The sequence below is a fragment of the Amycolatopsis sp. TRM77291 genome, from assembly GCF_054166285.1.
The window spans coordinates 4,932,530-4,958,483 of record NZ_JBSZHF010000001.1; the positions used below are offsets into that span (position 1 = coordinate 4,932,530).

Sequence of the window (25,954 nt, forward strand, 5' to 3'; positions counted from 1 at the left end):
CGTAACGCCAACTACCGCATTCAGAGGACTAAATGCGGGAGTCAGGCGTCGCCGGAGGAGCCCATATCGCCGAACCCGGAGTCGTCTGAGTCGTCGAGAGTGCCCGAGACGATCCAGGTCGCCAGCGCGGCTGCCTGGACGTAGGGCGCCGCCTTCGCCGCGGCCCGTCCCGCGGATTTGGCGCGGCCCCACTTCTCCGGGCGTTCGGCGCGTTCCGGCGCCTCCTCACCCGGCGGGCGCTCGGTCCGCCACGGGGTCTCCTCCGGCCGGACCTCGGCAAGGAAATCCGCCGTCGGGTCTTCCCCGTCCTTGTCTCTCATGGAGACAGCCTGACACCGCGGGCGGCCTTAAGCCACCCGCGGCGCTCAGCGGTAAGAAAGCCGTCAGAACAGCAGCGGCAGGAGCGCGTGACGGCGCTTGAGGACCGCGCCGTACCGCGCGTCGATGCGCATCCACGAATCGGTCGCGGTGACGCGGACGACGTCGCCGTCGATCGACGAGTCCACGAACCCCATCCCCGACAGCGCGAACAGGCACCGCATCTGGACCTTGATCTCCAGCTCGTTGCCCGAAACGGTGAGCACCGCCTGGTCCATCAAAGACGCGGGCGGGTTGCCGTGCGGGCCGACGTTGTCGCGGGCCAGTGTGACGCCGCGATCGGCCAGCTCGGAGATCACCGTCGCCGGCAGCTCGTCCACCAGCTGCCAGCGGCCGGGGGCGGGCAGCTCGGAGTGCCACATCAGGTCGCGGGCCGGGCCCGGATCCATCCGCTCGCCGCCGGCGACGGTCAGCGCGGCGAGCAGCTCGTTCCCGGACACGGTGACGTCCGACGGCGTGATGTCACCGGCCACGGCCCTGGTCGCGAGAACCTCGAACGGCGTCGCGCACCACGCCTCGACGACGCCGTCACCGCGCTGCCGCAACCGCACCAGCGTGTTCTGGTCGAGCCGGACCGCCCTGGCCACGAACGCGCCGAGCGTTTCGCGGTCGCCCGCGTCCGGGATGACGAGTTCAGGCATCCGCGAACCCCTTCTCCAGGAAGGCACGTTCGTCCTCGGTCAGCCGCCGGGGCCGCTCCGACGCGGTGTCGAACGGCGCGAGCACCGTCTCCGCGGTGACCGCGACCTTGTCGGCCTCGGCCGGGCCTGCGTGCACCCGGTACCCGAGGGTGAAGCTGGCGTGCTTCAAGTCCTTCAACGAGATCTCCACCCGGATGTCCTGATCGGACACCACGATCGGCGAACGGTAATGGACGGCCAGCTTCACCACCACGATGCCCTTGGGCAGTTCGGTGAGCCCCGCGCGGACGGCGTCCCCGAACAGCAGGGGGATCCGTGCCTCTTCGAGCAAGGTCACCAGATTCGCGTGGTTGACGTGCCCGTAGACGTCCATATCCGACCAGCGCGGCCGGATCAGGGAAATGTAGCTCACTACCTCACCGTGCTCCGGATCTGCCTCGCCGCCACCGACAGCGTCGCCAGGTCGAGCTTGCCGGACTGACTGATCTCGTCCAGTGCGACGCGGGCCCGCTGCAACCGTGAGGCGTTCGTCTTCTCCCAGTGGGCGATCTTCTCGTCCGGGTCGGTACCCGAATCGCTGTGCCGCAAGGCGTCCAGCGTGATCGTCCGCAAGGAACCGTAGACGTCGTCCCGCAGCGCCAGCCGCGCGAGCGCGTGCCAGCGGTTGCCGCGTTCGAGGCCGCTGATCGACGTCAGCATCTTGTCGATGCCGAGGTGGTCGGACAGCGCGTAGTACAGGCCCGCGGTCTCCGCCGGGGTGTGCACCGCGTCGATCCCCACCTGCTGCTCGGCCAGCTCCGCGACGTCGGTGACGTCGAGCAGGCCGTAGGTGTGCAGCAGCAGCGCCACCCGTCCGGCGAGCTCCGCCGGGACGCCCTTCTCGATCAGCCGCTCGGTGTTCGCGTCCACCGAAGCGCACTCGACACCACGAAGCAGCTCGTGCGCCCGCGGGGCCAGCTCGCCGACGACACGGCCGAACCGGTTGATCTCGGCGAGCGGGGCCAGCGGCTGCGGCCGGTTGGTGAGGAACCAGCGGGCGGCCCGGTCGAGCAGCCTGCGGGTCTCCAGCATCATCTCGTCCGCGACCTCGGTCGGCACGACGTTGTCCAGCGCGTCGATCTGGGCCCACAGCGACGGCAGGTCGTACACGTGGGTGACCACGGCGTACGCGCGGACGGCGTCGGTCGCGGTCGCGTTCATCTCCTCCATCAGGCGGAAGACGTACGAGATCCCGGCGCCGTCGACGACCTCGTTGGCCACCATCGTCGTGATGATCTCGCGCTTCAGCGGGTGCTGGAAGATCGCGTCGCCGAAGCGCTCCCGAAGCGGCTTCGGAAAGTACTCGGGCAGACGACGCGAGAACACCTCGGAGTCCGGCAGCTCGCTCGCCAGCAGCTCGTCCTTCAGGTCGAGCTTGACGTGCGCGAGCAGCGTCGCCAGCTCCGGCGAGGTGAGGCCTTCGCCCGCCTTCTCCAGTGCGCGGAACTCCGCCGAACTCGGCAGTGCTTCAAGCTTGCGGTCGAAAGCGCCCTTCGCGACCAGGGCCGCGACGAGCCGCTGGTGCACCGACACCATCGGGCCGGCATGCGCCCGGCTGACGCCGAGCACCGCGTTCTGCCGGTAGTTGTCGGCCAGTACCAGCTCGCCGACCTCGTCGGTCATCTGCTCCAGCAGTTCGTTGCGCTGCTCGGCGTCCAGCGACCCCGTCGAGACCAGGTGGTCCAGCAGGATCTTGATGTTGACCTCGTGGTCCGAGCAGTCGACGCCCGCCGAGTTGTCGAGCGCGTCGGTGTTGATCTTGCCGCCCGCGCGGGCGAACTCGATCCGGCCGAGCTGGGTCAGGCCCAGGTTCCCGCCCTCGCCGACGACCTTGACGCGGAGCTGTTTCCCGTTGACGCGCAGGGCGTCGTTGGCCTTGTCGCCCGCGTCCGCGTGGGACTCGTTCTCGGCCTTGACGTAGGTGCCGATCCCGCCGTTCCACAACAGCTCGACCGGCGCCAGCAGGATCGCCTGCATCAGGTCGTTGGGCGCCAGTTTCGTGACGTCCTCGCCGAGGCCGAGCGCCTCGCGGACCTGAGGGCTGATCGGGATCGTCTTCGCCGACCGCGAGTAGACCCCGCCGCCCTCGCTGATCAGCGAGCGGTCGTAGTCCTCCCACGACGAACGCGGCAGGTCGAACAGCCGGCGCCGCTCGGCGAACGAGGTCGCCGAATCCGGGTTCGGGTCGAGGAAGATGTGCATGTGGTTGAAGGCGGCCACGAGCCGGATGTGCTCCGAGAGCAGCATGCCGTTGCCGAAGACGTCGCCCATCATGTCGCCGATGCCGACGACGGTGAAGTCCTCGGTCTGGGTGTCCTTGCCCAGCTCGCGGAAGTTGCGCTTGACGCTCTCCCAAGCACCCTTCGCGGTGATGCCCATGGCCTTGTGGTCGTACCCGACCGAGCCACCGGACGCGAAGGCGTCGCCGAGCCAGAACCCGTAGTTCGCCGAGACCTCGTTCGCGATGTCGGAGAACTTCGCGGTCCCCTTGTCCGCCGCGACCACGAGGTAGCTGTCGTCGCCGTCGTGGCGGACCACCCGCGGCGCCGGGACGGTCTTGCCCTCGACGCGGTTGTCGGTCACGTCCAGCAGGCCGGAGATGAACATCCGGTAGCAGGCGATGCCCTCGTTCAGCTGGGCGTCGCGGTCCAGGCCAGGGTCACCGGTCGCCGCCGGCGGGCGCTTCACGACGAAGCCGCCCTTCGCGCCGACAGGCACGATAACCGCGTTCTTGACCGCCTGCGCCTTGACCAGGCCGAGGATCTCCGTGCGGAAATCCTCGCGGCGGTCGGACCACCGCAGGCCACCGCGCGCGACGTCCCCGAAGCGCAGGTGCACGCCCTCGATCCGCGGCGAGTACACGAAGATCTCGTACTTCGGCCGCGGCTCGGGCAGTTCGGGCACCGCGCTCGGGTCGAGCTTGAGCGCCAGGTACTGGCGGGAGTTCCCGTCCTCGTCAGTGACGTGGTAGTTCGTGCGCAGCGTGGCGAGGATGACCGACATCAGCCGCCGCAGGATCCGGTCCTCGTCGAGGCTCGTCACCTCGTCGACCAGCCTGCCGATCTCGGCGGTGAGCTGTTCGGCCTGCGAGGCGCGGGCCTCGTCGCCGAGCGCGAGGTCGAAGCGCGTCTCGAACAGCCGCACCAGCGCGGTGGCGATGTCGGTGTGCGCGAGGACGGTGTTCTCGATGTACTCCTGCGAGAACGGGATCTTCGTCTGGCGCAGGTACCGCGAATAGGCCCGCAGGATGGCCGCCTGGCGCCAGGTGAGCCCGGCGCGCAGGACGAGGCCGTTGAAGCCGTCGACCTCGCAGTCGCCGCGCCAGGCGGCGTGGAAGGCGTCCTGGAAGCGGGTGCGGAGGTCGCTGTCCGCGTGGTCGAGGACCTGCGGGTCGATGCGCAGGCCGAAATCGTAGATCCACGACCGGCCCCCGTCCTCGCGACGCAGTTCGTACGGCCGTTCGTCGACGACCTCGACGCCCATCCGCTGCAGGACCGGGAGCACCTGGGAGAGGGTGACGCCCTCACCGCGCAGGTACAGCTTGAAGCGCCGCTCCCCCGCCTCCGCGTCGGCGGGCAGGTAGAACGACATCGACAGGTCGCCCTCGTCGGTCAGCGACTCCAGGGCACGGAGGTCCGCGAGCGCTTCGAGCGCGGTGAAGTCCTCCTTGTAACCCTCGGGGAACACCGCGGCGAACCGCTGCCCCTGCTCACCGGCGGACTCTTCGCCCATCAGGCCGAGCGCGGCGCCGCTGTCCCCGGCGCGCCCGCGGCGTTCGGCGAGGATCGCCTCGACCATCCGGTCGTCCCAGCTGCGAACGGCCTCGTTGAGCCGGTCCTGGATGCGCAGGGTGTCCGGTTCGGACCGCTGCGACGGATCGGTGTGCACGATGAAGTGCACCTGCGCGAGCACGGTCTCACCGATGCGCGCGCTGTACTCCAGTTGCGTGCCTTCGAGTTCTTCGAGCAGGACCTCCTGCATCGCGAGCCGCGAACGGGTCGTGTAGCGGTCACGCGGGAGGTACACGAGGCACGAGTAGAAACGGCCGTACGGGTCGCGGCGCAGGAACAGGCGCAGCCGTCGGCGATCCGAAAGCGCGATCGCACCCGTCGTCGTCGAGTACAGCGAGTCGGTGTCGGCCGAGAACAGGTCCGCGCGCGGCCAGTTCTGCAGCACTTCGAGCATCCGCTGGCCGGAGAAGGACTCCATCGGGAAGCCCGCGCGGTGGATGACCTCGCGGACCCGGTTGCAGACCACCGGGATGTCCAGCACGTTCTCGTGCAGGGCGGTGGTGGTGAACATGCCGAGGAAGCGGTGCTCGCCGGTGACTTTCCCGTTGTCGTCAAAGGTTTTCACGCCGACGTAGTACGGATACACCGGGCGGTGCACCGTGGACGGCGCGCTCGCCTGGGTCAGCACCAGCAGCGTCGGCGCGAGCGCGGACGCCGCGGTGTCCGGACCGGCGGTGAGGCTGCGCGCGGCCAGGCTGTCCTGGCGCAGCACGCCAAGCCCGGTCGCGAGCACGGCGCGCAGGGCGGGCTCGTCGTTGTCCGGGTGCGGGTTGTCGATCAGCTCGTAACGGCGGTACCCGAGGAAGGTGAAGTGCCCGTCGGCGAGCCAGCGCAGCAGCCGGGCACCCTCCGCGACCTCGTGGCCGGGCAGCCGCGGCGGGTTCTCGTCCAGCTCGTCGGCGAGACGGCGCGCGGTCTCCGCCATCTTGTCGGTGTCCTCGACGACCTCGCGGACGTCACCCAGCACCGACGACAGCCGGTTGTCCAGCTCGCGGGCGCGGTTCGGGTCCGTGACCAGGTCGATCTCGATGTACATCCACGACTCGGCCGCCGAATTCGCCGGCGGCTCCGCCGGGTCGGCGTCGGGGTGGACCTCCAGCAGCTCACCGGTCAGATCCCGGCTCACCACCACGATCGGGTGCACGATGCGCTGCACCTGCACCCCGTCGCGCGCGAACTCGGCCGCGACGGAATCCACCAGGTACGGCATGTCGTCCGTGACGACCTGCACGACGGTGGCCTCACGCGTCCAGCCGTCTTCGGGGCCCGTCGGGTTCAGCAACCGCACCGCGGGACGGCCGGGCATCCGGTCCTTCGCGAGCTGCAGATGCGAGCGGACGGCGCCGACGAGGTCGACCGGGTCGTCACCGAGAATCTCTTCGGCCGGGATGTGCCGGTAGTACAAGCGGATCAAGTCGCCGATCTCCGGGGCGTACGCCGCGGCGGCGTCGATCAGGTCGTCCCGGATCTGCTCCGGGTTCGCCGACCGGCGCCGGGCGCCATCCTCGGTGCCGACATCTTTTCCGGGCGGGGACGAGACTCCCGTCGAGCTCATTTGAGGCAACTCTCCACTGTAGCGAGATTGACACCGCGACCGGCACGACTCTGTACCGGACCAGACCCAACCTACAGCTCCGGACTGTCGGCTCCACAAGGCCGGGTCCTTCCCGGCCGTCGAAGATTTCCCTGCTCAGATACCGGAATCGCCGTGATCGGTTCAGCTACTCGCGGGTCACATCGGCGGTCTGTCCGGGCCTCGCCGCGACCCGCCGCACGGGGGTGACCAGCACCCATTGCCATGCGGAGCCGCTTCGGGCGATCTCGCCCGGCCGACTGAATCGTTCAAGCCAAGCCTGGCTTCACCGAGGCGGGAGCAAGGGACCTTTGCTACCGCCCGGGTCAGTCGCCGCCGTTGGTCCGGTGCCGGTCGTGGCCGTTGACGGGACGCTTTCCCGAGTCCTGGGACCCGAGCTGTTTCACGAGCGCGGCGGCACTGGCCGTGCCCGCCTGATGCTCCGCGAGCGCGCGGGCGAGCAGGTCGGCGAGGCCGGCGTCCGGCGGCGGCTCGTCCTCCGCGATCGCGCGGGCGTAGCTCTCCGGGAACGGGGTGATGGGACGCCAGGAGCCGGTGTCGGTCAGCGGGTCGAGCGCCGGCGGCATCCGCAACCGCGGCAGCCACGGATCCGCGACCTCTTCCTTGGCGGCCGGGCGAGGGCTTTCGCCCGGCCCGCTTCCCTGCGACGGCGCCGGGTCCTCCCGGGGCGGCGGCGCGAGCGGGACGGCGGGTTCGCTGTACTCGGCCAGAGAATGATCCCGGCGGGGACGGCCGGTGTCGGCACGTTCTTCGGCGGCGCGCTCTTCGACAACGCGTTCTTCGGCGGCGGGTTCGGGGCGCACGGGATCCGCGGCGCCGTCCGCGCGACGGCGGCCACCGCCCTGCCCGCCCGTGCTCGAGATCCCGAGCCGGTCCAGCACCGACTTCGCCGCCACGGAACCATGTTCGGCGTCGTGCCGGGTCTTGCGCGAGACCGGCGCCGAAGACCGGCGCGCCCGCTCTTCGGCCGCCCACTCGTCGCTCTCCCACAACGGCGCGGCGGTACCCGGCGGACGCGGCGGCTGGGTCTCCGCCGTCACGCGCGGCCGCGGTTCGGCGGCGGGTTCGGGAGCGAGAAGCAGTTCCGGCAGAACGGTTTCCGACGCCGCCACGGGTGACGGCTCCTCGGCCCGGCGCCTCGTGGCCGGAGCCGGGGTTTCCGGCCGGGCGATCGCCGGTTCGGGCGCGACGGTCTCGCGCGCCGCGGGCGCCTCCTGACGGCGACGGCGCACGGGCTCCGGTTCCGGTCGCGCCACCGGTTCGGGACGCCACGCCGATTCGGGAGACGACTCCGGTTCGGAGCGCGACACCGGTTCCGGACGCCACGCCGGTTCGGGACGCGGCGCGGGTTCCGGCTTCGGCGGTGGCATCAGTTTCGGCGCGACGGGTTCGGCCTTGGTCTCGACCCTGGTCGGCGCCTTGGCTTTCTTCGGCACCCGACGACGCCAGTCACTGTCGGACGCCACCGCTTCCCGGGCGGGCTCGGGGCGGGACGGCGGCTTCAGCACCGGCGCCTCGCTCTTTTCCGCGACCGGTTTCGCGGCAGGTGCCGCCGGGCGCGGCGACGCGGCGGCGCGCGTAGGTTCGGCCGACGCGGATTCCGCGTGCCTGCTCTGCCGCGCGGGCTGCGACGGTTCACGGCGGACCGGCGGCTCGGCCGCGGCCCGCTTCGGGGGTGCCACGTCGATCGGCGGGATCGTCGGGATCACCGCGGTCACCTCGGCCGGTTCCGGCGCGGGAACGGTCGCCGCGGCGGCGGACGGCCGCGTGGCGACTGCCCGCAGCACGTCGTCGAGGTCGACCGCGGCGTTCTCGGCCGCGCCGAATTCGCCGACCAGGACGTTGCACGCCTGCCTGCGCACGCGGGCGTGCAGATGTTCCGCGGCGCGCGAACGATGCAGGCAGCCGATGGCCTCCTCGGCGCGACCTAGCCGTTCCTCGATCTGTGCGAGTTCCAGCCACAGCCGTGCCGTGACGGCGTGCAGGTTGTGGTCCTCGGCTCCGGCGACCGCCTCACGGACGAGCATTCCCGCGGCTTCACCGGATCCCGCGGGCAGCAGGACACGAGTGGCCACCGCCAGCCGCAGCCACGCGGCGGGTGCGATCCCGGCGGCACGGACGGGCGCGTCGAGGATCGGCTGCGCGACCTCCAGCGCCATTTCCGTGTCGCCCCGGTCCAGCAACGTGCAGACGAGTTGCAGGATCAGCCGGATCCGGACGAGACCTCCGTCGTCGTCGGGGTTTCCGAGCTTTTCGAGCATGCCTAGCCCGGTCCGCGCGGCGTCGGCGGCCGACGTCAGGTCACCGTGCCGCCGGCGGTGCGCCGACACCCCGACCCGCAGCAGCGCGCGGATCAGCAACTGGGAATCCGCCGTCATCGAGCCGTCGCCGAGCACGAGCTTGTCCGCCTCGGCGAGCACCCGGTCCAGTTCCGACTTGCGGCCGAACTGCGCCAAGCAGCCCACGAGATGACACAGCGCCTCGGCCCGGTGCGACGGCGATACCGCCGGATCCGCCAGCAACGGACGCAGCACGGCCAAGCCCGTCAACGGGATGCCCACGCTGCGCGCGCAGACCGCCAGGTCGATCCTCAGCCGGGCGGCGATGTCGCCGTAGCCCGCGTGTTCCGCGGCGCGCAGGGCGGCCACGGCCCGGCCGACCGTCCGTGGACGGCCTCCCAGCCGCACCCGGGCGCTCACCACCAGGCTCTCCGCGCGGATCCACTGCTCGTCGGCACCGGCGGCCTCGGCGAGCGCGGCCGCGCGCTCCCCGAGGACCAGTGCGAGCTCGGGCGCCCTCAGGTGCAGGGCGTCCGCGCGTTCGATCAACCTGCCGACAGCGGACAGGGTTCCCCCGGTGGCAGCCGTCCGCCCGCCCACCATGGTGGTGGGCAAGCCCGGCCGTTTGCGCTTGCTGGCTTCCACGGGGAACCCCCGGCCCTCAGTCGCGGGTCAGCTTGCGATGGGTGACGCGGTGCGGACGAGCCGCCTCGGCACCGAGACGTTCGACCTTGTTCTTCTCGTAGCCCTCGAAGTTACCCTCGAACCAGAACCATTGCGAGGGGTTCTCGTCCGTGCCTTCCCAGGCGAGGATGTGCGTCGCGACCCGGTCGAGGAACCACCGGTCGTGCGAGATGACCACGGCGCAACCGGGGAACTGCTCGAGGGCGTTCTCCAGCGAGCCAAGGGTCTCGACGTCCAGGTCGTTCGTCGGCTCGTCGAGCAGGATCAGGTTCCCGCCCTGCTTGAGGGTCAGCGCCAGGTTCAGCCGGTTGCGCTCACCGCCGGAGAGCACGCCCGCCGGCTTCTGCTGGTCCGGCCCCTTGAAACCGAACGCGCTGACGTAGGCACGCGAGGGCATTTCGGTCTGCCCGACGTGGATGTAGTCCAGCTTGTCCGAAACCACCTCCCATACCGTCTTCTTCGGGTCGATCCCGCCGCGATTCTGGTCCACATAGGACAGTTTGACCGTCTCGCCGATCTTGACGCGGCCGTCGTCCGGCTCCTCGAGCCCGACGATCGTCTTGAACAGGGTCGTCTTGCCGACACCGTTCGGCCCGATCACGCCGACGATGCCGTTGCGCGGCAGGTCGAACGACAGGCCGTCGATCAGCACGCGGTCGTCGAAACCCTTGCGCAGCTTTTCGACCTCGACGACCACGCTGCCCAGCCGGGGCCCCGGCGGGATCTGGATCTCTTCGAAGTCGAGCTTGCGGTGCTTGTCCGCCTCCGCGGCCATCTCCTCGTAGCGGTCGAGCCGGGACCGCGACTTGGTCTGGCGCGCCTTGGCGTTGGACCGGACCCAGTCGAGTTCGGACTTCAGCCGCTTGGCGAGCTTGGCGTCCTTCTTGCCCTGGACCTCGAGGCGCTCGCGCTTCTTCTCCAGGTACGTGGAGTAGTTGCCCTCGTAGCCGACGACGCGGCCGCGGTCGAGCTCCATGATCCACTCGGCGACGTTGTCCAGGAAGTACCGGTCGTGAGTGACGGCCAGGACGGCGCCGGCGTAATTCGCGAGGAACTGTTCCAGCCACAGCACGCTTTCAGCGTCCAGATGGTTGGTGGGCTCGTCGAGGAGCAGCAGGTCGGGCGCGGACAGGAGCAGCTTGCACAGCGCGACCCGGCGGCGCTCACCACCGGAGAGGTGGGTGACCGGCTCGTCCGGCGGCGGGCAGCGAAGCGCGTCCATGGCCTGCTCGACCGTGGAGTCGATCTCCCACGCGTCGGCGTGGTCGAGCTCCTCCTGGAGCTTGCCCATCTCCTCCATCAGCTCGTCGCTGTAGTCGGTCGCCATGAGCTCGGCGACCTCGTTGAAGCGGTTGAGCTTGACCTTGATGTCGCCAAGGCCCTCTTCGACGTTTTCGCGGACGGTCTTTTCCTCGTTGAGCTCCGGCTCCTGCATGAGGATGCCGACGCTGGCGCCAGGCTGGAGGAAGGCTTCGCCGTTGCTGGCCTGCTCGATCCCCGCCATGATCTTCAGAACGGTGGACTTACCCGCGCCGTTCGGCCCCACCACGCCGATCTTGGCGCCGGGGTAGAACGCGGTGCTGACGTCGTCGAGGATGACCTTGTCCCCGACGGTCTTGCGCACCTTCTTCATGGTGTAGATGAACTCGGCCATGCAAACGATCGTAGAGCGAGGCGATCGCGGCCTTGACGGCGGTCACCACCGAGCTACCGACAGTCAGCCCGATATCACTGAGCGAGCATCGGAACCTCAGCCCACGGGTGCCTCCTCCAGCGCGGTGACCATGGGATTCCCCGCGGACGGCGGCAGCGGCGGGATCGCCCTGGGCCGATCCCGCCCGATCCGGTGGATCTCGGCCGAGCAGCGCGCGAGATTGGGCCCGATGGAGAAGGCCTCAAGCTCAGGTAGACCCAGAGGTGCCGGGATCTCCTCCGCGGTCTCGGCGCCGCGCAGGCGCCCGGCCACGATCACCGGGTCTCCCTTGCTCAGGCAGGAGAACGCCGCCATCGCCAGCTTGCGCCAGCACGTGACCTTGACCGCGAGCTGGCGGCCCTCACCCCACTCCCCTCTTTCCTTGTCGTAGCGGCGTTCGACACTCCGCAAACCGAACGACACGACGTCGTGCCCGTGCACCCGCTCCGGATGGTGGACCGGTTCGCTGGTCAGGTTGCCGATCATGGTCACCCACGTTTCGCCCATCGCCATCACACTCGCCCTTCTCCTCGTTCCGGGACTCTCCCGGCGTTTCCCTTGATCACAGATTGCCTCGGACTCAAGGGCGGAAAGGGACGAAAGCCGGATCTGTGGACAACTCCGGGCGTTGTGGGCTTCCTGTGGACAACTCGGGTCGGAGGGCAGGGCTCTGTCGGCGAGGCGTGGTATGGGCCTACCGATCGCGTGTCAGCTTGTAGGGCACCAGATCGACCACCAGCTCGTCGTCCTGCACCTGGAGGTAGAGCGACAGCGGTGACGGCGGGTTCCGCAGATACGCGACCGCGGCCTCGGTGAACCGGACCCTGCCGCCACCGAGATGGGTGATGCCCTGAGGTTCCTCTAGCGTGGTGAGCCATTCAGCGTGCCCAGGGTCGACGACGGCGGTGTAGGTCCTCGTGGCCGCGCCCGGACTCCGTTCGACGGCTCGGAGAATGTCGGCGGACCGAGCGTGGTCGAGAACGGCGCGGATGGCCGCATCGAACGTCGGCAGGCCGACGGCCACCTGGGCGGTGCCGAACGAGCCGCCTTGAGGGACCCGGGCGTACGCGAGCCAAGCTCCGCCTCCCGCAGTCGGGATGACATGGCCGACCGGGAAGCCGCCCGGCGCCCCGTCGTCGACGCATACGTACACGACCTTCCCGAAGTCGTCGTGCTCCGGTTTCAGGAAGAGCTTTCGTTGCTCCAGGAGTCTGCGGACGGCCGCTCCGATGTTGTCTGCCACTACCGTCTCCCCACGATGGTGAACCTGCACTGAATCCTAGGTTCCCACCGTCGCGGGCGCCGCCACCCGATTGGCCGGTTGCGGCCAAAGCGCTACGCGCCGGAATTCGGCCCCCGGCCCTGATCCGAGAGTTTCTTCAGCATCGCGTTGTAGGCGTTCAGATCCGCGTCACCGGAGGCCTCTTCGCGGCGGTCCCGGCGACGCGCCTCCCGCTCGTCCTGCCGCGCCCACTGCACCAGCAGCGCGACGAGCACCAGCAGCACCGGCAGCTCACCGGACGCCCACGCGATCCCTCCGCCGAGCCGCTGGTCGGTCAGGAGGTCGGTGACCCACGGCAGTTTCAGCCCGCGGTAGAAGTCCTGCCCGAGCACGGTCTGCATGCTCATCAGCGCGATCCCGAAGAACGCGTGGAACGGCATGGCGGCGAACATCATCCCCAGCCGTCCCAGCGGCGGGAGCCGTCGTGGCGCCGGGTCGACGCCGATCACCGGCCAGTAGAAGACGTACCCGGCGAGCAGGAAGTGCGCGTTCATCGCCAGATGCGCCCAGTGGTAGTTCAGCGCCGAATCGAACAGGCCCGAGAAGTACAGGCCGTAGAAGGAACCGACGAACAGCAGCAGCGCGACGATCGGATGGGTCAGGAACCGCGAAAGCGGCGAGTGCACGAAGGCGAGCAGCCATTCACGCGGTCCGGGCGGGGCGTCCTGGCCTGCCGTTGGCAGCGCGCGCAGCGCCAGCGTCACGGGCCCGCCGAGCACGAACAGCACCGGCGCGACCATGGACAGCAACATGTGGTTGCCCATGTGCACGCTGAACATCGCGGGCGCGTACCGGCCGATACCGGACGACGTCGCGATCAGCAGCACGACACAGCCCGCGAGCCACGCGACCGTCCGGCCGGTGGCCCAGGTGTCGCCGCGGCGCCGCAACCGCCGGACCCCGGCGAGGTACAGCCCGGCGAGAACGAGCGCGAGGGTGCCGTAGACGAGGTCGAACCGCCAGTCCGTGAGCAGCCGGAAGACGGTCGGCGGGCCGTAGAGGTCGTACCCGATCAGCAGTTCCGTCGTCGACGGCTGGGTCAGCGATTCCTGCGGTGGTGGGGTCTTCGCGAGTCCGGTGGCGATGCCGATCGTGACGAACATGATCAGCACCTCGACCGCGGCGAGCCGCAGCAGCTGGCCGCCGCCGGCACCGTTCACCAGCCCGGCGACGCCCTTCTGCCGTTGCTGGTGACCGAAGACGCCGAGCAGCAGCAACGCGACGACCTTCGCGACCACCAGCAGGCCGTAGTCGGTGGTGAACAGGTCGGCGATCCTGATCCGCACCAACGCGTTCACGATGCCGGAGACCGCCATCACGATCCAGCAGACCAGCGCGAGCTTGGAGAACCGCGTGGCGGCGAGCTTGAGGTTCTCGCCGCGGCGCCAGCCGAGCGCCAGCAGCGCCACCAGCCCGCCGACCCACAACGCGGCGGCGACCAGGTGGTAGAGCAGGCTGTTGGTCGCCATGTCGTGCGAGCCGCCGCTCGCGGAGTGCCCGGTGACCGCGACCGGGACCAGGCCGCCGACGGACAGGAAGAAGACCACCGTCGTCCAGCCCCAGGTCAGCGCGAGACGGCAGCCGAGCGCGACGAGCAGCGCGATCAACGCGGTGAACAGCCAGGCCTTCGGCTGCTCGATGGCGTCGACGAGGTCGACCAGCACCTGCGGCGAAAGCACCTCGGTGAACGGGCGGCCCGCGCCGTCGGCCGCGGAGAAGAAGATCGACGCGGTGGCCGCGAAGAACCAGACCCACGCCGCGACGCCGGCGACCCGGATGGCCGCGTAACCGTCGGCGGCGAGCGTGCCGGACTTCTGCGGCGGGACGAGGAACGCGGCCAGCAGCAGCGAACCCACACACAGCACCGAAGCCGCCTCGGCCAGCACCCGGACGACGGTGATGCCGTAGCGGGTCACCAGGCCCGGGTCCGGGAGTCCGGCGATGACGTAACCGGCGCCACCGGTCAGCGCGACCAGGCCGACGGCCACCACCGCGGCCAGGAGCGCACCGATCGACACCAGCGGCAGGACACCGGCCTTCCGTGCGGGTGGGGCCGGTTTCGTCTCGGGGTCTGAAGGCACGTCACGAGGGTATGCCGAACGCGCAACCGGCAAGATGGCGGCGTGCGGATCATCCTGCTGAGGCATGCCGAGTCGCTCGGCAACGTCGACGAGCTCGCCTACACCCGGATCCCCGACCACGCCCTGCCGCTGACCGGCACCGGTCGTGAGCAGGCGAAGCTGGCGGGCCCGGAGCTCAAGGAGGTCCTCGGCGGCCGTCGGACGGCGGTTTACGTCAGCCCCTATCAGCGGACGTGGGAAACGTTGCGGCTGCTGGACATCCGGGACACCTGCGAGCGGATCGTGCCGGAGCCGAGGCTGCGGGAACAGGACTGGGGCAACCTCCAGGACCCGCTGGAGCAGGAGGTCCAGAAACAACGCCGCCACGAGTTCGGGCACTTCTTCTACCGGCTCCCGTTCGGCGAGTCCGGGGCGGACGTCGACGACCGGGTCGCGGCGTTCCTCAGCGAACTGGCGGCGTGCGGCGAAGATCACCCCGAAACCGTGCTGGTCGTCTCACACGGGCTCACCATCCGCTTGCTGTGCCGGCGGCTCTTCGGCTGGAGCATCGAGCTGTTCGAGTCCCTGTCCAACCCGAAGACCTGCGAGTACCGCGTCGTGGAGCGGGTGGACGGCAAGTGGACGCTGGACCGTCCGTTCCTCCAGTGGCGGGACTCACCCGACGGGGAGACTCAAGGCTGAGGGGGCGAGGAGCACCACCCTCGTTCCCAGGCCCGGGCTGGATTCGATCCGCGCGAAGCCGCCGATCTCCGCCATCCGAGCGATGATCGAGTTCTCGAGGCCGAAGCCGCGCCGCCGGTCGCCGACGTCGAATCCGGCGCCGTGGTCGCGCACCGTCAGCGAAACCCCGCCGCTGATCTCTTCGACGCTCACCACGGCCCGTCTGGTCCCGGAGTGCTTCAGCGTGTTGCGCAAGGCTTCCCTGGCGGAGTCGTGCAGCGCCATGGCCGCCTCCTCCGAAAGCTCCGGCGCGGCATCGTCCTGAACGACGACCTCGGCGCGCAGCCCCTCCGCGGCCATTTCGGCGGCGAGCAGCCGTAGCCGCTGGTGCAGCCCGATCCTTTCGGCGGATTCGTGTTCGAGGCTGATCCGGATGCGCATCGCCTGGGCGCGCGCGGTCCGGCGGACGCGGTCGAGGCTGGCCGCCGGGTCGAGTTCGTCGGCGGGCGCCGGGATCGCGAACGATTCCATCACCTGCAGGACGGTGTCGTGGACGTCGCGGCGGTGCCGTTCGCGTTCCGCCGCCCGGCCCTGCTGCTCCCCGAATCCGACCGCGAACCGCATCGACGCCCCGACCAGTCCGGCGACCGCGAGCGACACCACCAGCGCGGTCGCGAGCGTGAGCAGGAGACCGAGCGAGGAGGCCGGGTCCAGCAGCGTGTGCGGTACCACCGCGGCCACGATGGCCAGCGCTCCGGCAGCCGCGCCGCGCAGCAGTGCCCAGATCATCACCGTGCCCATCAGATGGGTCCAGGTGATCGACGTGATCGCGGTGTCCCGCGCGAACGGCGCGGCCCCGACGACGAAGAGCACGGCGAACGCGCTGTCCACCACCGGGACCAGCCTCGTCCCGGCCGCGGACCAGCGGAAGATCCAGACGGCCGCGACGACGTTGGGCACCAGGTGCAGCGCCACGAACGTCCACAGCACCGACGAGCCCGCGCCCGCCGCCCACAGCGCCTGCACCAGCATCGCCAGCCGGAACGCCACCGGGACCCCGGCGAGCCAGGGCACCGTGGTCCGCACCAGCCGAGCCGGGATACCTCCGCCACCCCCGAGCATCAGCGCCTCCCCGGATGAGCCTTTCTGAAACAGCGACCGAAGCGCATTCATTTCAGTTTACCGAGGTGTCAGCTTGCCCGTGGTCCGGCGGAGATGTCAACGGGCGACGGGTTCGACCGCCTCCTCCCGTTTCCCCGCCCGCGCCGCGGCCACCGCGGACGGCACGATCAGCGCGGCGGTCAGCCCGACGAACAGGAACGACACCGAAAGCGACGTCACCTGCGCGATCCCGCCGATCAGCGGCGGACCGGCGAGGAAACCGGTGTAGGCGATCGCGGTGACGAAGGCCAGTTCGCGCTCGCCTCCCGTCCCGTCTGCGCGTTTGCCCGACGCGCCCGCGAGGCTCAAGGCGATCGGGAAGGCCGCGGCAAGTCCAGCACCCGCCAGCGCGAAGCCGACGAACCCGAACACCGGAACGTGGGCCAGCGCGGCGAGCACGAGGCCCGCCGCGGCGATCCCGGCACCCACCGCCAGCGCGCGCGTCGCGCCGAAACGGTTCTGAAGCCAGGCGCCCGCGAGCCTGGCGAGCGCCATGGCCAGGGCGAATCCCGAGTACGCGAAGGCGGCGGCGCCGTCGCCGACCCCGTGCACGGACGTCATCAGCAGGGCGGACCAGTCCGAACTCGCGCCCTCCGCGATCGCCGAGAACAGCGCGATGGCGGCGAGCAGCCAGAGGACGGGACGCTTGATCGGTGCCACTCGCGGCTTCTCGACGGGCTCGGTGCGTTCGGGCCGCGCGCCGGGCACGGCGGCGATGACGAGGGCGAGCACCACCAGAGCGGCCAGCGCGGCGACCGTCAGATGCCTCCCCGGCGACCAGTGGTGCGACGCGGCGAACCCCGCGGCGACAGAGCCCGCCAGCGCCCCGAAGCTGAACCCGGCGTGCAGGATCGGCATGATCGCGCGTCCGGACCGGCGCTCCACCTCGACTCCGGCGACGTTCATCGCCACGTCGAGCGCGCCGACGCTCGCCCCGAGGACGAACAACGCCCCGGCGAGCAGGACGACCGACGTCGCGAAGCCGATCATCGGCAACGCCGCACAGGCGATGATCGTGCTGCCCGCGACCACCGCGCGGGCGCCGTACCGCTCGATCAGCCGCCCCGAGACCGAGGCCGCGAGCAGCATGCCGACGCTGGCGCCCAGCAGGGCGAGCCCGAAGACACCCGGAGAGGCGTCCACCCTTTCCGACAACGCCGGCGTCCGTGGCGCCCAGGAGCCGAGCGCGGCCCCGTTGAGCGCGAACACGACGAAAACGGCCGTACGGTCACGCATAGACCCCAGTCTCCTTTCGATTCCTCTGTCCCCAGAATGACTTAAGCGCTTCAGAAAGTCCACCGGCTCCGGCCGGGACTAGACTGCGGCGGTGACCAGCACGCGACGGCGAAGGCCGACGTTGGACGATGTCGCCGACGCCGTCGGGGTGTCGCGCGCGACGGTCTCCAACGCCTACAACCGGCCCGATCAGCTGTCCGCCCAGCTGCGTGAAGAGGTGCTTCGCGCGGCCAAGAAGATCGGGTACGCCGGGCCGAACCCGACCGCCCGCAGCCTCGCCACCAGCCGCACCGGCGCGATCGCCGTCCTGCTCGACACGAATCTTTCGACGGCGTTCTCGGATCCCGCGTTGTCGGTCACCCTCGACGCGCTCTCGACCGTCGTCGACCCCGAAGGGCACGCCCTTCTGCTGCTGCCCGGCGATGGTGAGAGCGGCGGCCCGCGCGCGGAGCGGATCCTGACCGCGCAGGCCGACATCGCGGTGGCGTATTCGCTGGCCGACGGCGCCCCGGCGCTGACCGCGGTCCGGGACCGGGGCCTGCCGCTGGTGGTGATCGACCAGCCGCATATCCGCGGTGCGGCGAGGATCGGCGTCGCGGACCGGGCCGGAGCGGCCGCCGCGGCGCGGCACCTGGTGGAGCTCGGGCACCGGCGGATCGGGATCTTCTCGGCGCAATGCCTCTCGGCTCCGCGCGGCGGCGAACTGAGCGTGGCCGAGGCCGGGAACAGCCGGTTCCACGACAACCGCGAACGGATGGCCGGCTACCTGGAGACGCTGGCCGAGGCGGGGATCCCGGCGGCCGACGTGCCGATCTGGGAGGCGTCCGGGCTGTCGGTCGAAGCAGCTCTCCCGAGCGCTTTCGGCCTCCTGGACCGGCGGCCACGGCCGACGGCGCTGCTGTGCATGTCGGATCTGCTCGCCCTGGCGGCGATTTCGGCCGCCAGGCAGCTCGGCCTGTCGGTCCCGGGTGACCTGTCGGTCGTGGGCTACGACGACGTCTCCCCCGCCCGGTGGTCCGAACCACCGCTGACGACGGTCCGGCAGGACCTCGCCGCCAAGGGACGGGCGGCGGGCGGACTGGTGCTGGGCCTGCTGCGCGGGGAGAAGGCCCCCGCGCCCGCCGAGATACCTGCCGAACTGGTCGTCCGGGACTCCACCGCGCCCGTGTAGCAGCCGATTCCGGCACGCGCAAGGCGCCCCGGCGATATGTGGACAACTCGCCCCGATCGAGCGGCGCACAACTACTTATCCACAGAAGTAGAAATGCGGGCAGACAAACCCTTCCCCGCGCGCCATCGTGGAATCACACATTCACCGACGGCGATCGAGCCGCCGATTCACGGGGGAGAACCCAGCCATGCAACGACGTTTGACGAACCTGCGCGCCCGCCTCCCGCACGTCCTCCTGCTGGCCATGTTCGGCCTGCTGACCAGCGCCGGAGCCGCGAGCGCCACCACCGCGCCTGCCGAACCCGCCTGTCAGAAGGGCGAGTTCTGCGTCTGGGGCGCGGAATCGTACGGCGGCGCGGTGCACAAATTCGACCTGCGCACCGCCAATCCCGACGAATGCATTCCCTTACCCGAAGGCTTCGACGGGCATTCGTTCGTCAACCGGCTGAGCCGGGACGTGACGATTTATCAGAGCGAGGAGTGCACCACGGAGGGAGATTTCATCACCTATCCGGGTGGCGGCACCTACGTACCCCAGGGCCCGTTCGTGATCCGCGCCCTCAAGATCTGGGACTGACCACCCCGGCGGTTCGTGCCGGTCGCTCGCGGACGAGTCGACTCGCGACCTGCGCGAACCCAGGGGCCGCTCCCCCGAAGCGGCCCCGGCCCGTGAGCGCGTCACCCCGCGTCGTGACGCGCTCACGGGCGTTCCAAAAAAGGGTGGGCTCGACCTGAAACGATCTGGCGGTGTCGAACGATCGACAGGTTGGCGACGGCTAAGCTGCCGATGCTGGGCGACACCCAACGTCGCCGACGTCGGCCCTCGTAGCTCAGCTGGATAGAGCAAGAGCCTTCTAATCTCTAGGTCGCAGGTTCAAGTCCTGCCGGGGGCACGTCGCAGACGGTCCTGTCGCGAGGCGCGAACGCGCTTCGCGGCAGGCCTTCCCAAGACTCGGGCGGAACGCCTTCGAGCCGGGGTTCGCCGCTTGTTCACCTCTCGATCCGGCAGTTCGTCATCTTTCCCCGAAGCACCCGGCGTTCTCGGGTACACGTGCCTTGTCGGGAAGATCACGTCCTAGCAGCGTGGCGTCGCGTTGTTACGTTCCCATCATGTCTTCGTAGAAGGACGACCATGTGCCCCTCGCATGCTCGTCCGCATGAGCAGCGAAACCCGTTCCAGGCGGCTGGCCGCGTTGCTGGCCCTCCCATTGGTGCTTTTGGCGGCGTGTGGTGGCGAGAAGCAGAAGGCGGACATCGCGTCGGCGAACCCGCCGGGCGTGGCCGCACCGGTCACTTCCTCTGCCGCCCCGCAGGCTGAGGGGAAGAGTGCCTTCTACGACGCGCAACTCGCCTACACGCAGTGCATGCGCAAGGAAGGTTTGAAGGACTGGCCGGATCCCTTGCTTTCCGGTTACGCCGACTGGACCAAGATCGAGGTCGTTCAGGAAGAGGAGGAACGGAAGGACTCCCAGACGAGGCTCAGCGCGGCCATGCAGGCATGCAAGGAGCCGATGCAGAAGGCGATGCAGCTGGAGCCGCAGAAAGACCAGCAGAAGGTGTACGAGTCGCTCCTGGCCCACGCCCAGTGCATGCGGGCCAACGGCGTCAGCAAGTTCACGAATCCGAGCATGCAGAACGGGGTCGCCCAGCCCGGTGGCGACCCGAATCCGGCCGACCCGCAGCTCGACACGAACTCTCCGGCGTACAACCAGGCGGAGACCGCGTGCCGGGACAAGCTCATCGAGCAAGCGCAAGGTATGCAGTGAAGCGCTGGCTGGTGGCCGGCGCGGTGACGGCGGTGGTGACCGTGGCCGGAACGGGCGTCTTCGTCGTGGTCGGCGACGACTCCGGCGGCAAGGCGGTCACCGCGAGCGCGCCGCCGGCGGTCGCCGAGATCACGCGCGCCGACCTGGTGCGGAGCAAGACCGTCGACGGCCACTTCGACTACGCGAACCGCCGCGCCGTGAAATCCCCGGTGGAGGGAACGGTGACGCAGGCCGCCGAACCGGGCAAGACGTTGGAGCGAGGTCAGATCCTGTACAAGCGGGACGCCCGGCCGGTGGTCCTGCTCTACGGGTCGACGCCGATGTTCCGTGACCTGACCGTCGGCACGCTGGGGCCGGACGTCCAACAGGTGAAGCGAAACCTCCGCGACCTCGGCCGGGCACGCGGCCTGCCCGTCGACAACAAGTACGACGAAGCCACCCAGTCCGCGGTGAAGTCCTGGCAGAAGGCGCTCGGCGTCCTGGAACCGACCGGTGACCTCGGCAAAGGCGACCTGGTGTTCCAGCCAGGGCCGGTGCGGGTGGTCGCCGCCGACGCCGCCTTGGCCGACCAGATCGGCGCGGACAAGCCCGTCCTGACGATCGCGTCGACCAAGCCGGTCGTGCGGGTCCAGCTGGACAAGGACGACCGGGCGCTGGCGAAGGCGGGCACCCGGGTCGAGGTCAGGTTGCCGGAGGGTGGCACGGCGGCCGGTCAGGTGTCCGGGACGGTCAAGGCCGAGTCCGGGAACGGCACCGAGGCCACCACCGGGACCCAGGTCGAGATCACCCTGGACGACGGCGCCGCGGTACCCGAGGAGCCCACCGGGACCTCCAGCGTGAAATTCATCCAAGAGAGCAGGAAGGGGGTGCTGACCGTCCCGGTCGAGGCCATCGTCGCGCTGCGTGAAGGCGGCTACGGCCTGCAGATCGTCCGCGCGTCCACGACCACGACCGTACGGGTCGAGACGGGCATGAGCGCCGACGGCCGGATCGAGGTCACCGGCGCCGGACTGGCCGAAGGCATGCAGGTGGGAGCGGCCAAGCCATGACGGCGGTGATCGAGCTGATCGAGGCCACCAAGTCCTATCCCGGCGACGTGACCGCGCTGCGCGGCGTGGACCTCCGGATCGACGAGGGCGAACTGGTCGCCATCGTCGGCCCGTCGGGGTCGGGCAAGTCCACCCTGCTCAACCTGATCGGCACGCTCGACCGCGCCACGTCGGGCACGGTGCGGGTGGCCGGTTACGACGTCGGTGGCCTGTCGGACGCCGGGCTGTCGGCCTTGCGTGCCCGGCACATCGGATTCGTGTTCCAGCAGTTCCATCTGGCACCGGGCCGAGACGCCGTGACCAACGTCGCCGACGGGTTGCTCTACGCGGGCGTACCGAGGAGGCAGCGTCGCGACAGGGCGCGGGCGGCCCTCGGCCGAGTCGGTCTCGGTCACCGGCTGGACCACACGCCCGAGGAGTTGTCCGGCGGGGAGAAGCAGCGTGTGGCGATCGCGCGGGCCCTGGCCGGCGAGCCCGGCCTGCTCCTGGCCGACGAGCCGACCGGAGCGCTGGACACCGCGTCCGGCGAGGTGGTGCTGAACCTGATCCGCGAGTTGAACGCGAGCGGTACGACGATCTGCGTCATCACCCACGACACCGGGATCGCGGCACGGCTACCCCGGCGCGTCGGGCTGCGGGACGGCGCGATCGTCTCCGACACCAGGGCGGCGGTGGCCACGTCGTGAGCACGCCGCTGAAACCCGCCCGGCTCTCTCCTCCCGACATCCTCCGGGTGGGAGTGAGCGGGCTGCGGACGCGCCGGACGAGAGTGGTGCTGTCCGCGCTCGGGATCGCCATCGGCATCGCGACGATGGTCGCGGTGGTGGGGCTGTCCACGTCCAGCCGGGCCGACCTGATGGCGCAGCTGGACCGGCTCGGCACGAACCTGCTGACCGTCGAGGCGGGAAAGGACGCCGACGGCGAACCGGTGAAACTCCCCAAGGCCGCGGTCGCGATGGTCGAGCGGATCGGCCCGGTCGAGAAGGTCACCGCGACGGCCGAGGTCGACGCGCGGGTTCGGCGCAGTGACGCCGTCCCGGCGGAACTGGCTCCGGGCGTCACCACCCAGGCCACGCGCATCGATCTGCTCGACGCGCTGGGCGCGCGGGTCGAGCGGGGCCGCTGGCTGGATCCGGCAGGCGAGCGCGTACCGGCCGTCGTGCTCGGATCGGTCGCGGCCGGGCGGCTGGGCGTGACCGAGCCCGGCGCCAAGATCCTCATGAACGACGAATGGTTCGTGGTCATCGGGATACTGGCACCGGTCGAGCTCGTGCCGAACCTCGACCGGGTCGCGTTGGTCGGTTTCCCTGTCGCGGAACGGTTCTTCGGCTTCGACGGGCATCCGACCACGATCTTCGAGCGGTCTTCCGATGCCTCGGTGGAAGCCGTCCGCGGCGTGCTGGCCCGCACGGTCAACCCTGGCGACGAGCATTCCGTGAAGGTGTCGAGGCCGTCCGACGCACTGGTGGCCAAGGCCGCCACGGACAAGGGGCTGACCACGCTCATGCTGGGGCTGGGCGCGGTCGCGTTGCTCGTCGGCGGGGTCGGGGTCGCGAACACGATGGTCGTCTCGGTACTGGAACGGCGCCGCGAGATCGGGCTCCGGCGGGCTCTCGGCGCCACGAAGAACGCGATCCTTCTCCAGTTCCTCACCGAATCGCTGCTGCTGTCCGCGCTCGGCGGCGTGGCGGGCGCGCTGCTCGGCGCGGGCGCGACCATCGGTTTCGCCGAGGCACAGGGCTGGACGGCGGTCGTCCCACCGTGGTCGCTGGGCGCGGGACTGGCCGCGACGCTCGTGATCGGTGTGGTCGCGGGTCTCTATCCGGCCGTCCGGGCCTCCCGGCTTCACCCCACCATCGCGCTCAACGCGGCCTAGCCGGTCAGGAACTGGGAGCACTGGTACGGACCGACGGCGCCCCCCTGTGCCACGACGGTCACCCGTACCGCGTCGGGCCGGGTCCCGTGCAGCAGGGACTCGGCCCGCGCAAGGGTGCAGACCAGCTGACCGGCGGCCATCCCGGCGACACCGGTCACCGGCGTCCGCGGCAGCCGCAGGGTCACGTGACCTTCGATGGCGGACGCGGAGAATTCGCCGGTGATGGCGGTCAGATCGGTGAGCCCGGCTACGAGTTCGGCTTCGTTCGGTCCCGCCATGACGAGTTTGACCGCGGCGGCGAGCTCGGTGATCTCCTTGTCGGGACGGGAAACCCCGCGCAGCCCTCGATCCGAGGCGAAGTAGATCCGCATCCCTTCGGGGATCCCGGAAGCCGGTGCGCCGCCGTCGAGTACTTCGGTCGGCCGCACGCCACAGCCGGTGACGAGGGCCACGGCCACGAGCGACACGACCAGACGTTTCATCGGCCGGCCTCCTTTCCATCGCGGGGCAGCCGGAGAAGGAACACCGCGCCACCGCCTTCGCGATCGAAGTGGGTGATGAGCCCGCCGTGCAGGCACGCGTTCTCCTGGGCGATGGCCAGCCCCAGGCCACTGCCTTCGGATCGCGTACGGGCACTGTCCGCCTTGTAGAAGCGCTCGAACACATGCCGCGCGGCTTCGGCCGAGAGCCCTGGCCCGTGATCGGAGACCTCGACGAGCACGTCGTCCGGGGTCGAGCGCAGCACCACCGTCACCGGGGGCGCGCCGTGCCGCAGGGCGTTCCCGACGAGGTTGGCGACGATGACGTCCAGCCGCCGCCGATCGAGCCGGGCTCGCACGGGCGTGAACTCGGCCGAGACCTGGTCCGTCCAGCCCCGCGTGGACAACGTCGCGCGGAGAGCCTCGGCGACGTCGAGGTCCTGCCGGGTCAAAGTCGCGGCCTGGGCGTCGAAGCGCGAGATCTCGATGAGGTCGTCGACGAGCCGGGCCAGCCCGGCGGTCTCGGTGCTCACCGTCCTCGCGGCGTGGGCCGTGTCGGGTGGCAGGCCGTCGGCGTCCTCGTCGAGCACGGACGACACCATGGTCATCGCGGCGAGCGGGGTGCGAAGTTCGTGGGAGACGTCGGCGACGAACCGCCGCGCGCGGGCTTCCTGCTCCCGGATCTCGGCGACCGACGATTCCAGCGCGTCCGCCGTTTCGTTGAAGTCCTTGGCCAGATCGGCGAGTTCGTCGCGGCCCTTGACCGGGACACGGGTCTCCAGCGCGCCGTCCGCCAGCCGTCGCGTGGCCTTCGCGAGCCGCCGGACGGGCCGCAGGACCGTGCCGGCGGCGAGCAGGGCGAGTACCGCTGCGAGCAGCACGACCGGGACGACGCCGTCGCGGACGGTGGTCAGGAGCGCGGCGATGTCATCCTGCTCCGGCCCCAGCGAGATCACCTCGAACACCTCGACGCCGGACGGCCGCCCCGAACCGGCGAACGCGACCGGTGTGCCCACGACGAGCCACGGCCCGCCGTTCCACTCGACCCGCTGGAAACTCAGCCGGTTCTCGGCCCGCACCCGTTCCCGCAGCCCGGCGGGAATCGCCTCCTGATCGGCGGGCGCGACCAGGTCCTGATATCGCGCGACGACCCGCGCGTCGCGGGAGCCGGACGCGACGGCCTCGGCGAGCCGGTTCAGCGCGCGCCGGTCGGGCGGGATGTCGAATTCCCCGACACTCGCGTTCACGCGATCGCGGAAGTTCTGCACAGCGGAGGAACCCGCGCGTTCGAGAATCGCTTCGCGTGCCTGGTCGTAGGCCAGCACCGTGGCGGTGGCGGCGCTGAGCAGCGACACCAGCACGAAAGCGACCAGCAGACGGCCGCGCAGCCCGCCGAACCTCACAGCGGCCCGAAGCGGTAGCCGAATCCTCGCACGGTCTGCACATAGCGCGGCCGGGAAGCGACGTCTTCGATCTTGGCGCGCAACCGTCCGACGGCGGCGTCGACCAACCGCACATCGGCGAAATAGTCGTGCTCCCAGACCAGTTCCAGCAGTTGTTCGCGAGTGAAGACCCGGCCGGGTGCGGCGGAAAGTTCCAGCAGCAGCCGGAGCTCGGTCGGCGGGATCGCCAGCGGGACACCGTTCTTGGTGACGGTCAGGCCCGCGCGATCGAGGACGAGCCCTTCGAAGTCTTCACGGTTCCGCACGGCCGGGGCGACCCGGCGGACCGACGCGCGGATCCTGGCCTCCAGTACCCGCGCCGTCACCGGCTTCACCACGTAGTCGTCCGCGCCGGACTCCAGTCCGCTCACGATGTCGGAATCGTCGCCGCGTGAGGTGAGCATGATGATCGGCATCGTGTGCGCTTCGCGGATCCGTCGGCACACCTCGAATCCGTCCATCCCAGGCAGCATCAGGTCCAGCACGACCACCTCGATCCCGCCCGCACCGGGACGCCTCACCAGGTCGAGCCCGTCCTCACCGCTGCCGGCGGCATCGACATCGTGACCGTGGCGCCGCAGGACGAGTTCCATCGCATCGCGGACGGATACGTCGTCTTCGATCAGCAGGACATGGGACATGATCGTGATTA

At 70.1% G+C, this 25,954-nt stretch carries 21 protein-coding genes and 1 tRNA gene; 8 read left to right on the forward strand and 14 right to left on the reverse strand.

The window, feature by feature from the left end:
- Positions 1-41 precede the first annotated feature (41 nt).
- From ACXIZN_RS22805 to ACXIZN_RS22845, 9 genes are all read right to left on the reverse strand, one after another.
- Entirely contained in the window at positions 42-320 is a 279-nt protein-coding gene (locus ACXIZN_RS22805; protein WP_457956767.1) for a hypothetical protein, read from the reverse strand.
- 63 nt (positions 321-383) lie between these two features.
- Positions 384-1,019, reverse strand: a complete 636-nt coding sequence (locus tag ACXIZN_RS22810) for a hypothetical protein (protein WP_457956769.1) — start codon at positions 1,017-1,019, stop codon at positions 384-386.
- On the reverse strand, positions 1,012-1,431 hold the full coding sequence (locus ACXIZN_RS22815; RefSeq protein ID WP_125676402.1) for an acyl-CoA thioesterase: 420 nt from the start codon (positions 1,429-1,431) through the stop codon (positions 1,012-1,014). The genes ACXIZN_RS22810 and ACXIZN_RS22815 overlap by 8 nt, the downstream gene beginning before the upstream one ends.
- Entirely contained in the window at positions 1,431-6,404 is a 4,974-nt protein-coding gene (locus ACXIZN_RS22820) for an NAD-glutamate dehydrogenase (RefSeq protein ID WP_457956770.1), read from the reverse strand. The genes ACXIZN_RS22815 and ACXIZN_RS22820 overlap by 1 nt, the downstream gene beginning before the upstream one ends.
- 344 nt (positions 6,405-6,748) lie before the next feature.
- Positions 6,749-9,367, reverse strand: coding sequence for a hypothetical protein (locus ACXIZN_RS22825; RefSeq protein ID WP_457956771.1), 2,619 nt, complete (start codon positions 9,365-9,367; stop codon positions 6,749-6,751).
- 16 nt (positions 9,368-9,383) lie between these two features.
- Positions 9,384-11,060, reverse strand: coding sequence for an energy-dependent translational throttle protein EttA (gene ettA / locus ACXIZN_RS22830; protein WP_034313863.1), 1,677 nt, complete (start codon positions 11,058-11,060; stop codon positions 9,384-9,386).
- Positions 11,061-11,156: 96 nt separating this feature from the next.
- Positions 11,157-11,606 carry a single-stranded DNA-binding protein gene (locus tag ACXIZN_RS22835; protein WP_321182994.1) on the reverse strand — a complete coding sequence of 150 codons (450 nt, stop codon included), beginning with the start codon at positions 11,604-11,606 and terminating at the stop codon, positions 11,157-11,159.
- Between the two features lie 187 nt (positions 11,607-11,793).
- On the reverse strand, positions 11,794-12,342 hold the full coding sequence (locus ACXIZN_RS22840) for a hypothetical protein (protein WP_457956773.1): 549 nt from the start codon (positions 12,340-12,342) through the stop codon (positions 11,794-11,796).
- A 92-nt stretch (positions 12,343-12,434) separates the two neighbouring features.
- Positions 12,435-14,462, reverse strand: a complete 2,028-nt coding sequence (locus ACXIZN_RS22845) for a cytochrome c oxidase assembly protein (protein WP_457956775.1) — start codon at positions 14,460-14,462, stop codon at positions 12,435-12,437.
- Between the two features lie 42 nt (positions 14,463-14,504).
- On the opposite strand from ACXIZN_RS22845, the gene ACXIZN_RS22850 reads away from it, so the two are divergent.
- Positions 14,505-15,143, forward strand: coding sequence for a histidine phosphatase family protein (locus ACXIZN_RS22850; RefSeq protein WP_457956776.1), 639 nt, complete (start codon positions 14,505-14,507; stop codon positions 15,141-15,143).
- Here the strand turns inward: ACXIZN_RS22850 and ACXIZN_RS22855 are convergent.
- Entirely contained in the window at positions 15,117-16,244 is a 1,128-nt protein-coding gene (locus ACXIZN_RS22855; protein ID WP_457956777.1) for a sensor histidine kinase, read from the reverse strand. The genes ACXIZN_RS22850 and ACXIZN_RS22855 overlap by 27 nt on opposite strands.
- 96 nt (positions 16,245-16,340) lie before the next feature.
- On the reverse strand, positions 16,341-17,519 hold the full coding sequence (locus tag ACXIZN_RS22860; RefSeq protein WP_457956778.1) for an MFS transporter: 1,179 nt from the start codon (positions 17,517-17,519) through the stop codon (positions 16,341-16,343).
- Between the two features lie 121 nt (positions 17,520-17,640).
- On the opposite strand from ACXIZN_RS22860, the gene ACXIZN_RS22865 reads away from it, so the two are divergent.
- From ACXIZN_RS22865 to ACXIZN_RS22895, 7 genes are all read left to right on the forward strand, one after another.
- Positions 17,641-18,690, forward strand: a complete 1,050-nt coding sequence (locus ACXIZN_RS22865; protein WP_457960575.1) for a LacI family DNA-binding transcriptional regulator — start codon at positions 17,641-17,643, stop codon at positions 18,688-18,690.
- 187 nt (positions 18,691-18,877) lie between these two features.
- Positions 18,878-19,267, forward strand: a complete 390-nt coding sequence (locus tag ACXIZN_RS22870; protein WP_457956780.1) for a peptidase inhibitor family I36 protein — start codon at positions 18,878-18,880, stop codon at positions 19,265-19,267.
- Between the two features lie 242 nt (positions 19,268-19,509).
- Positions 19,510-19,583: transfer RNA gene (locus tag ACXIZN_RS22875), tRNA-Arg, on the forward strand.
- Positions 19,584-19,847: 264 nt separating this feature from the next.
- On the forward strand, positions 19,848-20,456 hold the full coding sequence (locus tag ACXIZN_RS22880) for a hypothetical protein (protein ID WP_457956781.1): 609 nt from the start codon (positions 19,848-19,850) through the stop codon (positions 20,454-20,456).
- A complete protein-coding gene (locus ACXIZN_RS22885) occupies positions 20,453-21,505 on the forward strand; it encodes a peptidoglycan-binding protein (protein ID WP_457956783.1) in 1,053 nt (350 codons plus the stop codon). Before ACXIZN_RS22880 ends, ACXIZN_RS22885 begins: the two co-directional genes overlap by 4 nt.
- Positions 21,502-22,191: an ABC transporter ATP-binding protein gene (locus ACXIZN_RS22890; protein ID WP_257488469.1), complete on the forward strand. Its 690-nt coding sequence runs from the start codon at positions 21,502-21,504 to the stop codon at positions 22,189-22,191. The genes ACXIZN_RS22885 and ACXIZN_RS22890 overlap by 4 nt, the downstream gene beginning before the upstream one ends.
- Positions 22,188-23,381 (forward strand): ABC transporter permease, encoded by a 1,194-nt coding sequence (locus tag ACXIZN_RS22895; protein WP_457956785.1) that lies wholly within the window; start codon positions 22,188-22,190, stop codon positions 23,379-23,381. Before ACXIZN_RS22890 ends, ACXIZN_RS22895 begins: the two co-directional genes overlap by 4 nt.
- Here the strand turns inward: ACXIZN_RS22895 and ACXIZN_RS22900 are convergent.
- Genes ACXIZN_RS22900 through ACXIZN_RS22910 form a run of 3 tightly spaced genes read right to left on the reverse strand, consistent with a single transcriptional unit; the run spans position 23,378 to position 25,943 of the window.
- Entirely contained in the window at positions 23,378-23,863 is a 486-nt protein-coding gene (locus tag ACXIZN_RS22900; RefSeq protein WP_457956786.1) for a hypothetical protein, read from the reverse strand. The two genes, ACXIZN_RS22895 and ACXIZN_RS22900, sit on opposite strands and share 4 nt — an antisense overlap.
- On the reverse strand, positions 23,860-25,263 hold the full coding sequence (locus tag ACXIZN_RS22905; RefSeq protein WP_457956788.1) for an ATP-binding protein: 1,404 nt from the start codon (positions 25,261-25,263) through the stop codon (positions 23,860-23,862). The genes ACXIZN_RS22900 and ACXIZN_RS22905 overlap by 4 nt, the downstream gene beginning before the upstream one ends.
- Positions 25,260-25,943, reverse strand: a complete 684-nt coding sequence (locus ACXIZN_RS22910; RefSeq protein WP_457956789.1) for a response regulator — start codon at positions 25,941-25,943, stop codon at positions 25,260-25,262. Before ACXIZN_RS22910 ends, ACXIZN_RS22905 begins: the two co-directional genes overlap by 4 nt.
- Positions 25,944-25,954: the final 11 nt, after the last annotated feature.

What these genes read in the sequence shown, in the direction of transcription:
- ACXIZN_RS22820 (WP_457956770.1), bottom strand. Translation starts at nt 6,404, where the DNA reads ATGAGCTCGACGGGAGTCTCGTCCCCGCCCGGAAAAGATGTCGGCACC.
- ettA (WP_034313863.1), bottom strand. Translation starts at nt 11,060, where the DNA reads ATGGCCGAGTTCATCTACACCATGAAGAAGGTGCGCAAGACCGTCGGG.
- ACXIZN_RS22860 (WP_457956778.1), bottom strand. Translation starts at nt 17,519, where the DNA reads ATGCGTGACCGTACGGCCGTTTTCGTCGTGTTCGCGCTCAACGGGGCC.
- ACXIZN_RS22890 (WP_257488469.1), top strand. Translation starts at nt 21,502, where the DNA reads ATGACGGCGGTGATCGAGCTGATCGAGGCCACCAAGTCCTATCCCGGC.
- ACXIZN_RS22810 (WP_457956769.1), bottom strand. Translation starts at nt 1,019, where the DNA reads ATGCCTGAACTCGTCATCCCGGACGCGGGCGACCGCGAAACGCTCGGC.
- ACXIZN_RS22910 (WP_457956789.1), bottom strand. Translation starts at nt 25,943, where the DNA reads ATGTCCCATGTCCTGCTGATCGAAGACGACGTATCCGTCCGCGATGCG.
- ACXIZN_RS22870 (WP_457956780.1), top strand. Translation starts at nt 18,878, where the DNA reads ATGCAACGACGTTTGACGAACCTGCGCGCCCGCCTCCCGCACGTCCTC.
- ACXIZN_RS22880 (WP_457956781.1), top strand. Translation starts at nt 19,848, where the DNA reads ATGAGCAGCGAAACCCGTTCCAGGCGGCTGGCCGCGTTGCTGGCCCTC.
- ACXIZN_RS22900 (WP_457956786.1), bottom strand. Translation starts at nt 23,863, where the DNA reads ATGAAACGTCTGGTCGTGTCGCTCGTGGCCGTGGCCCTCGTCACCGGC.
- ACXIZN_RS22805 (WP_457956767.1), bottom strand. Translation starts at nt 320, where the DNA reads ATGAGAGACAAGGACGGGGAAGACCCGACGGCGGATTTCCTTGCCGAG.
- ACXIZN_RS22835 (WP_321182994.1), bottom strand. Translation starts at nt 11,606, where the DNA reads ATGGGCGAAACGTGGGTGACCATGATCGGCAACCTGACCAGCGAACCG.
- ACXIZN_RS22855 (WP_457956777.1), bottom strand. Translation starts at nt 16,244, where the DNA reads ATGCTCGGGGGTGGCGGAGGTATCCCGGCTCGGCTGGTGCGGACCACG.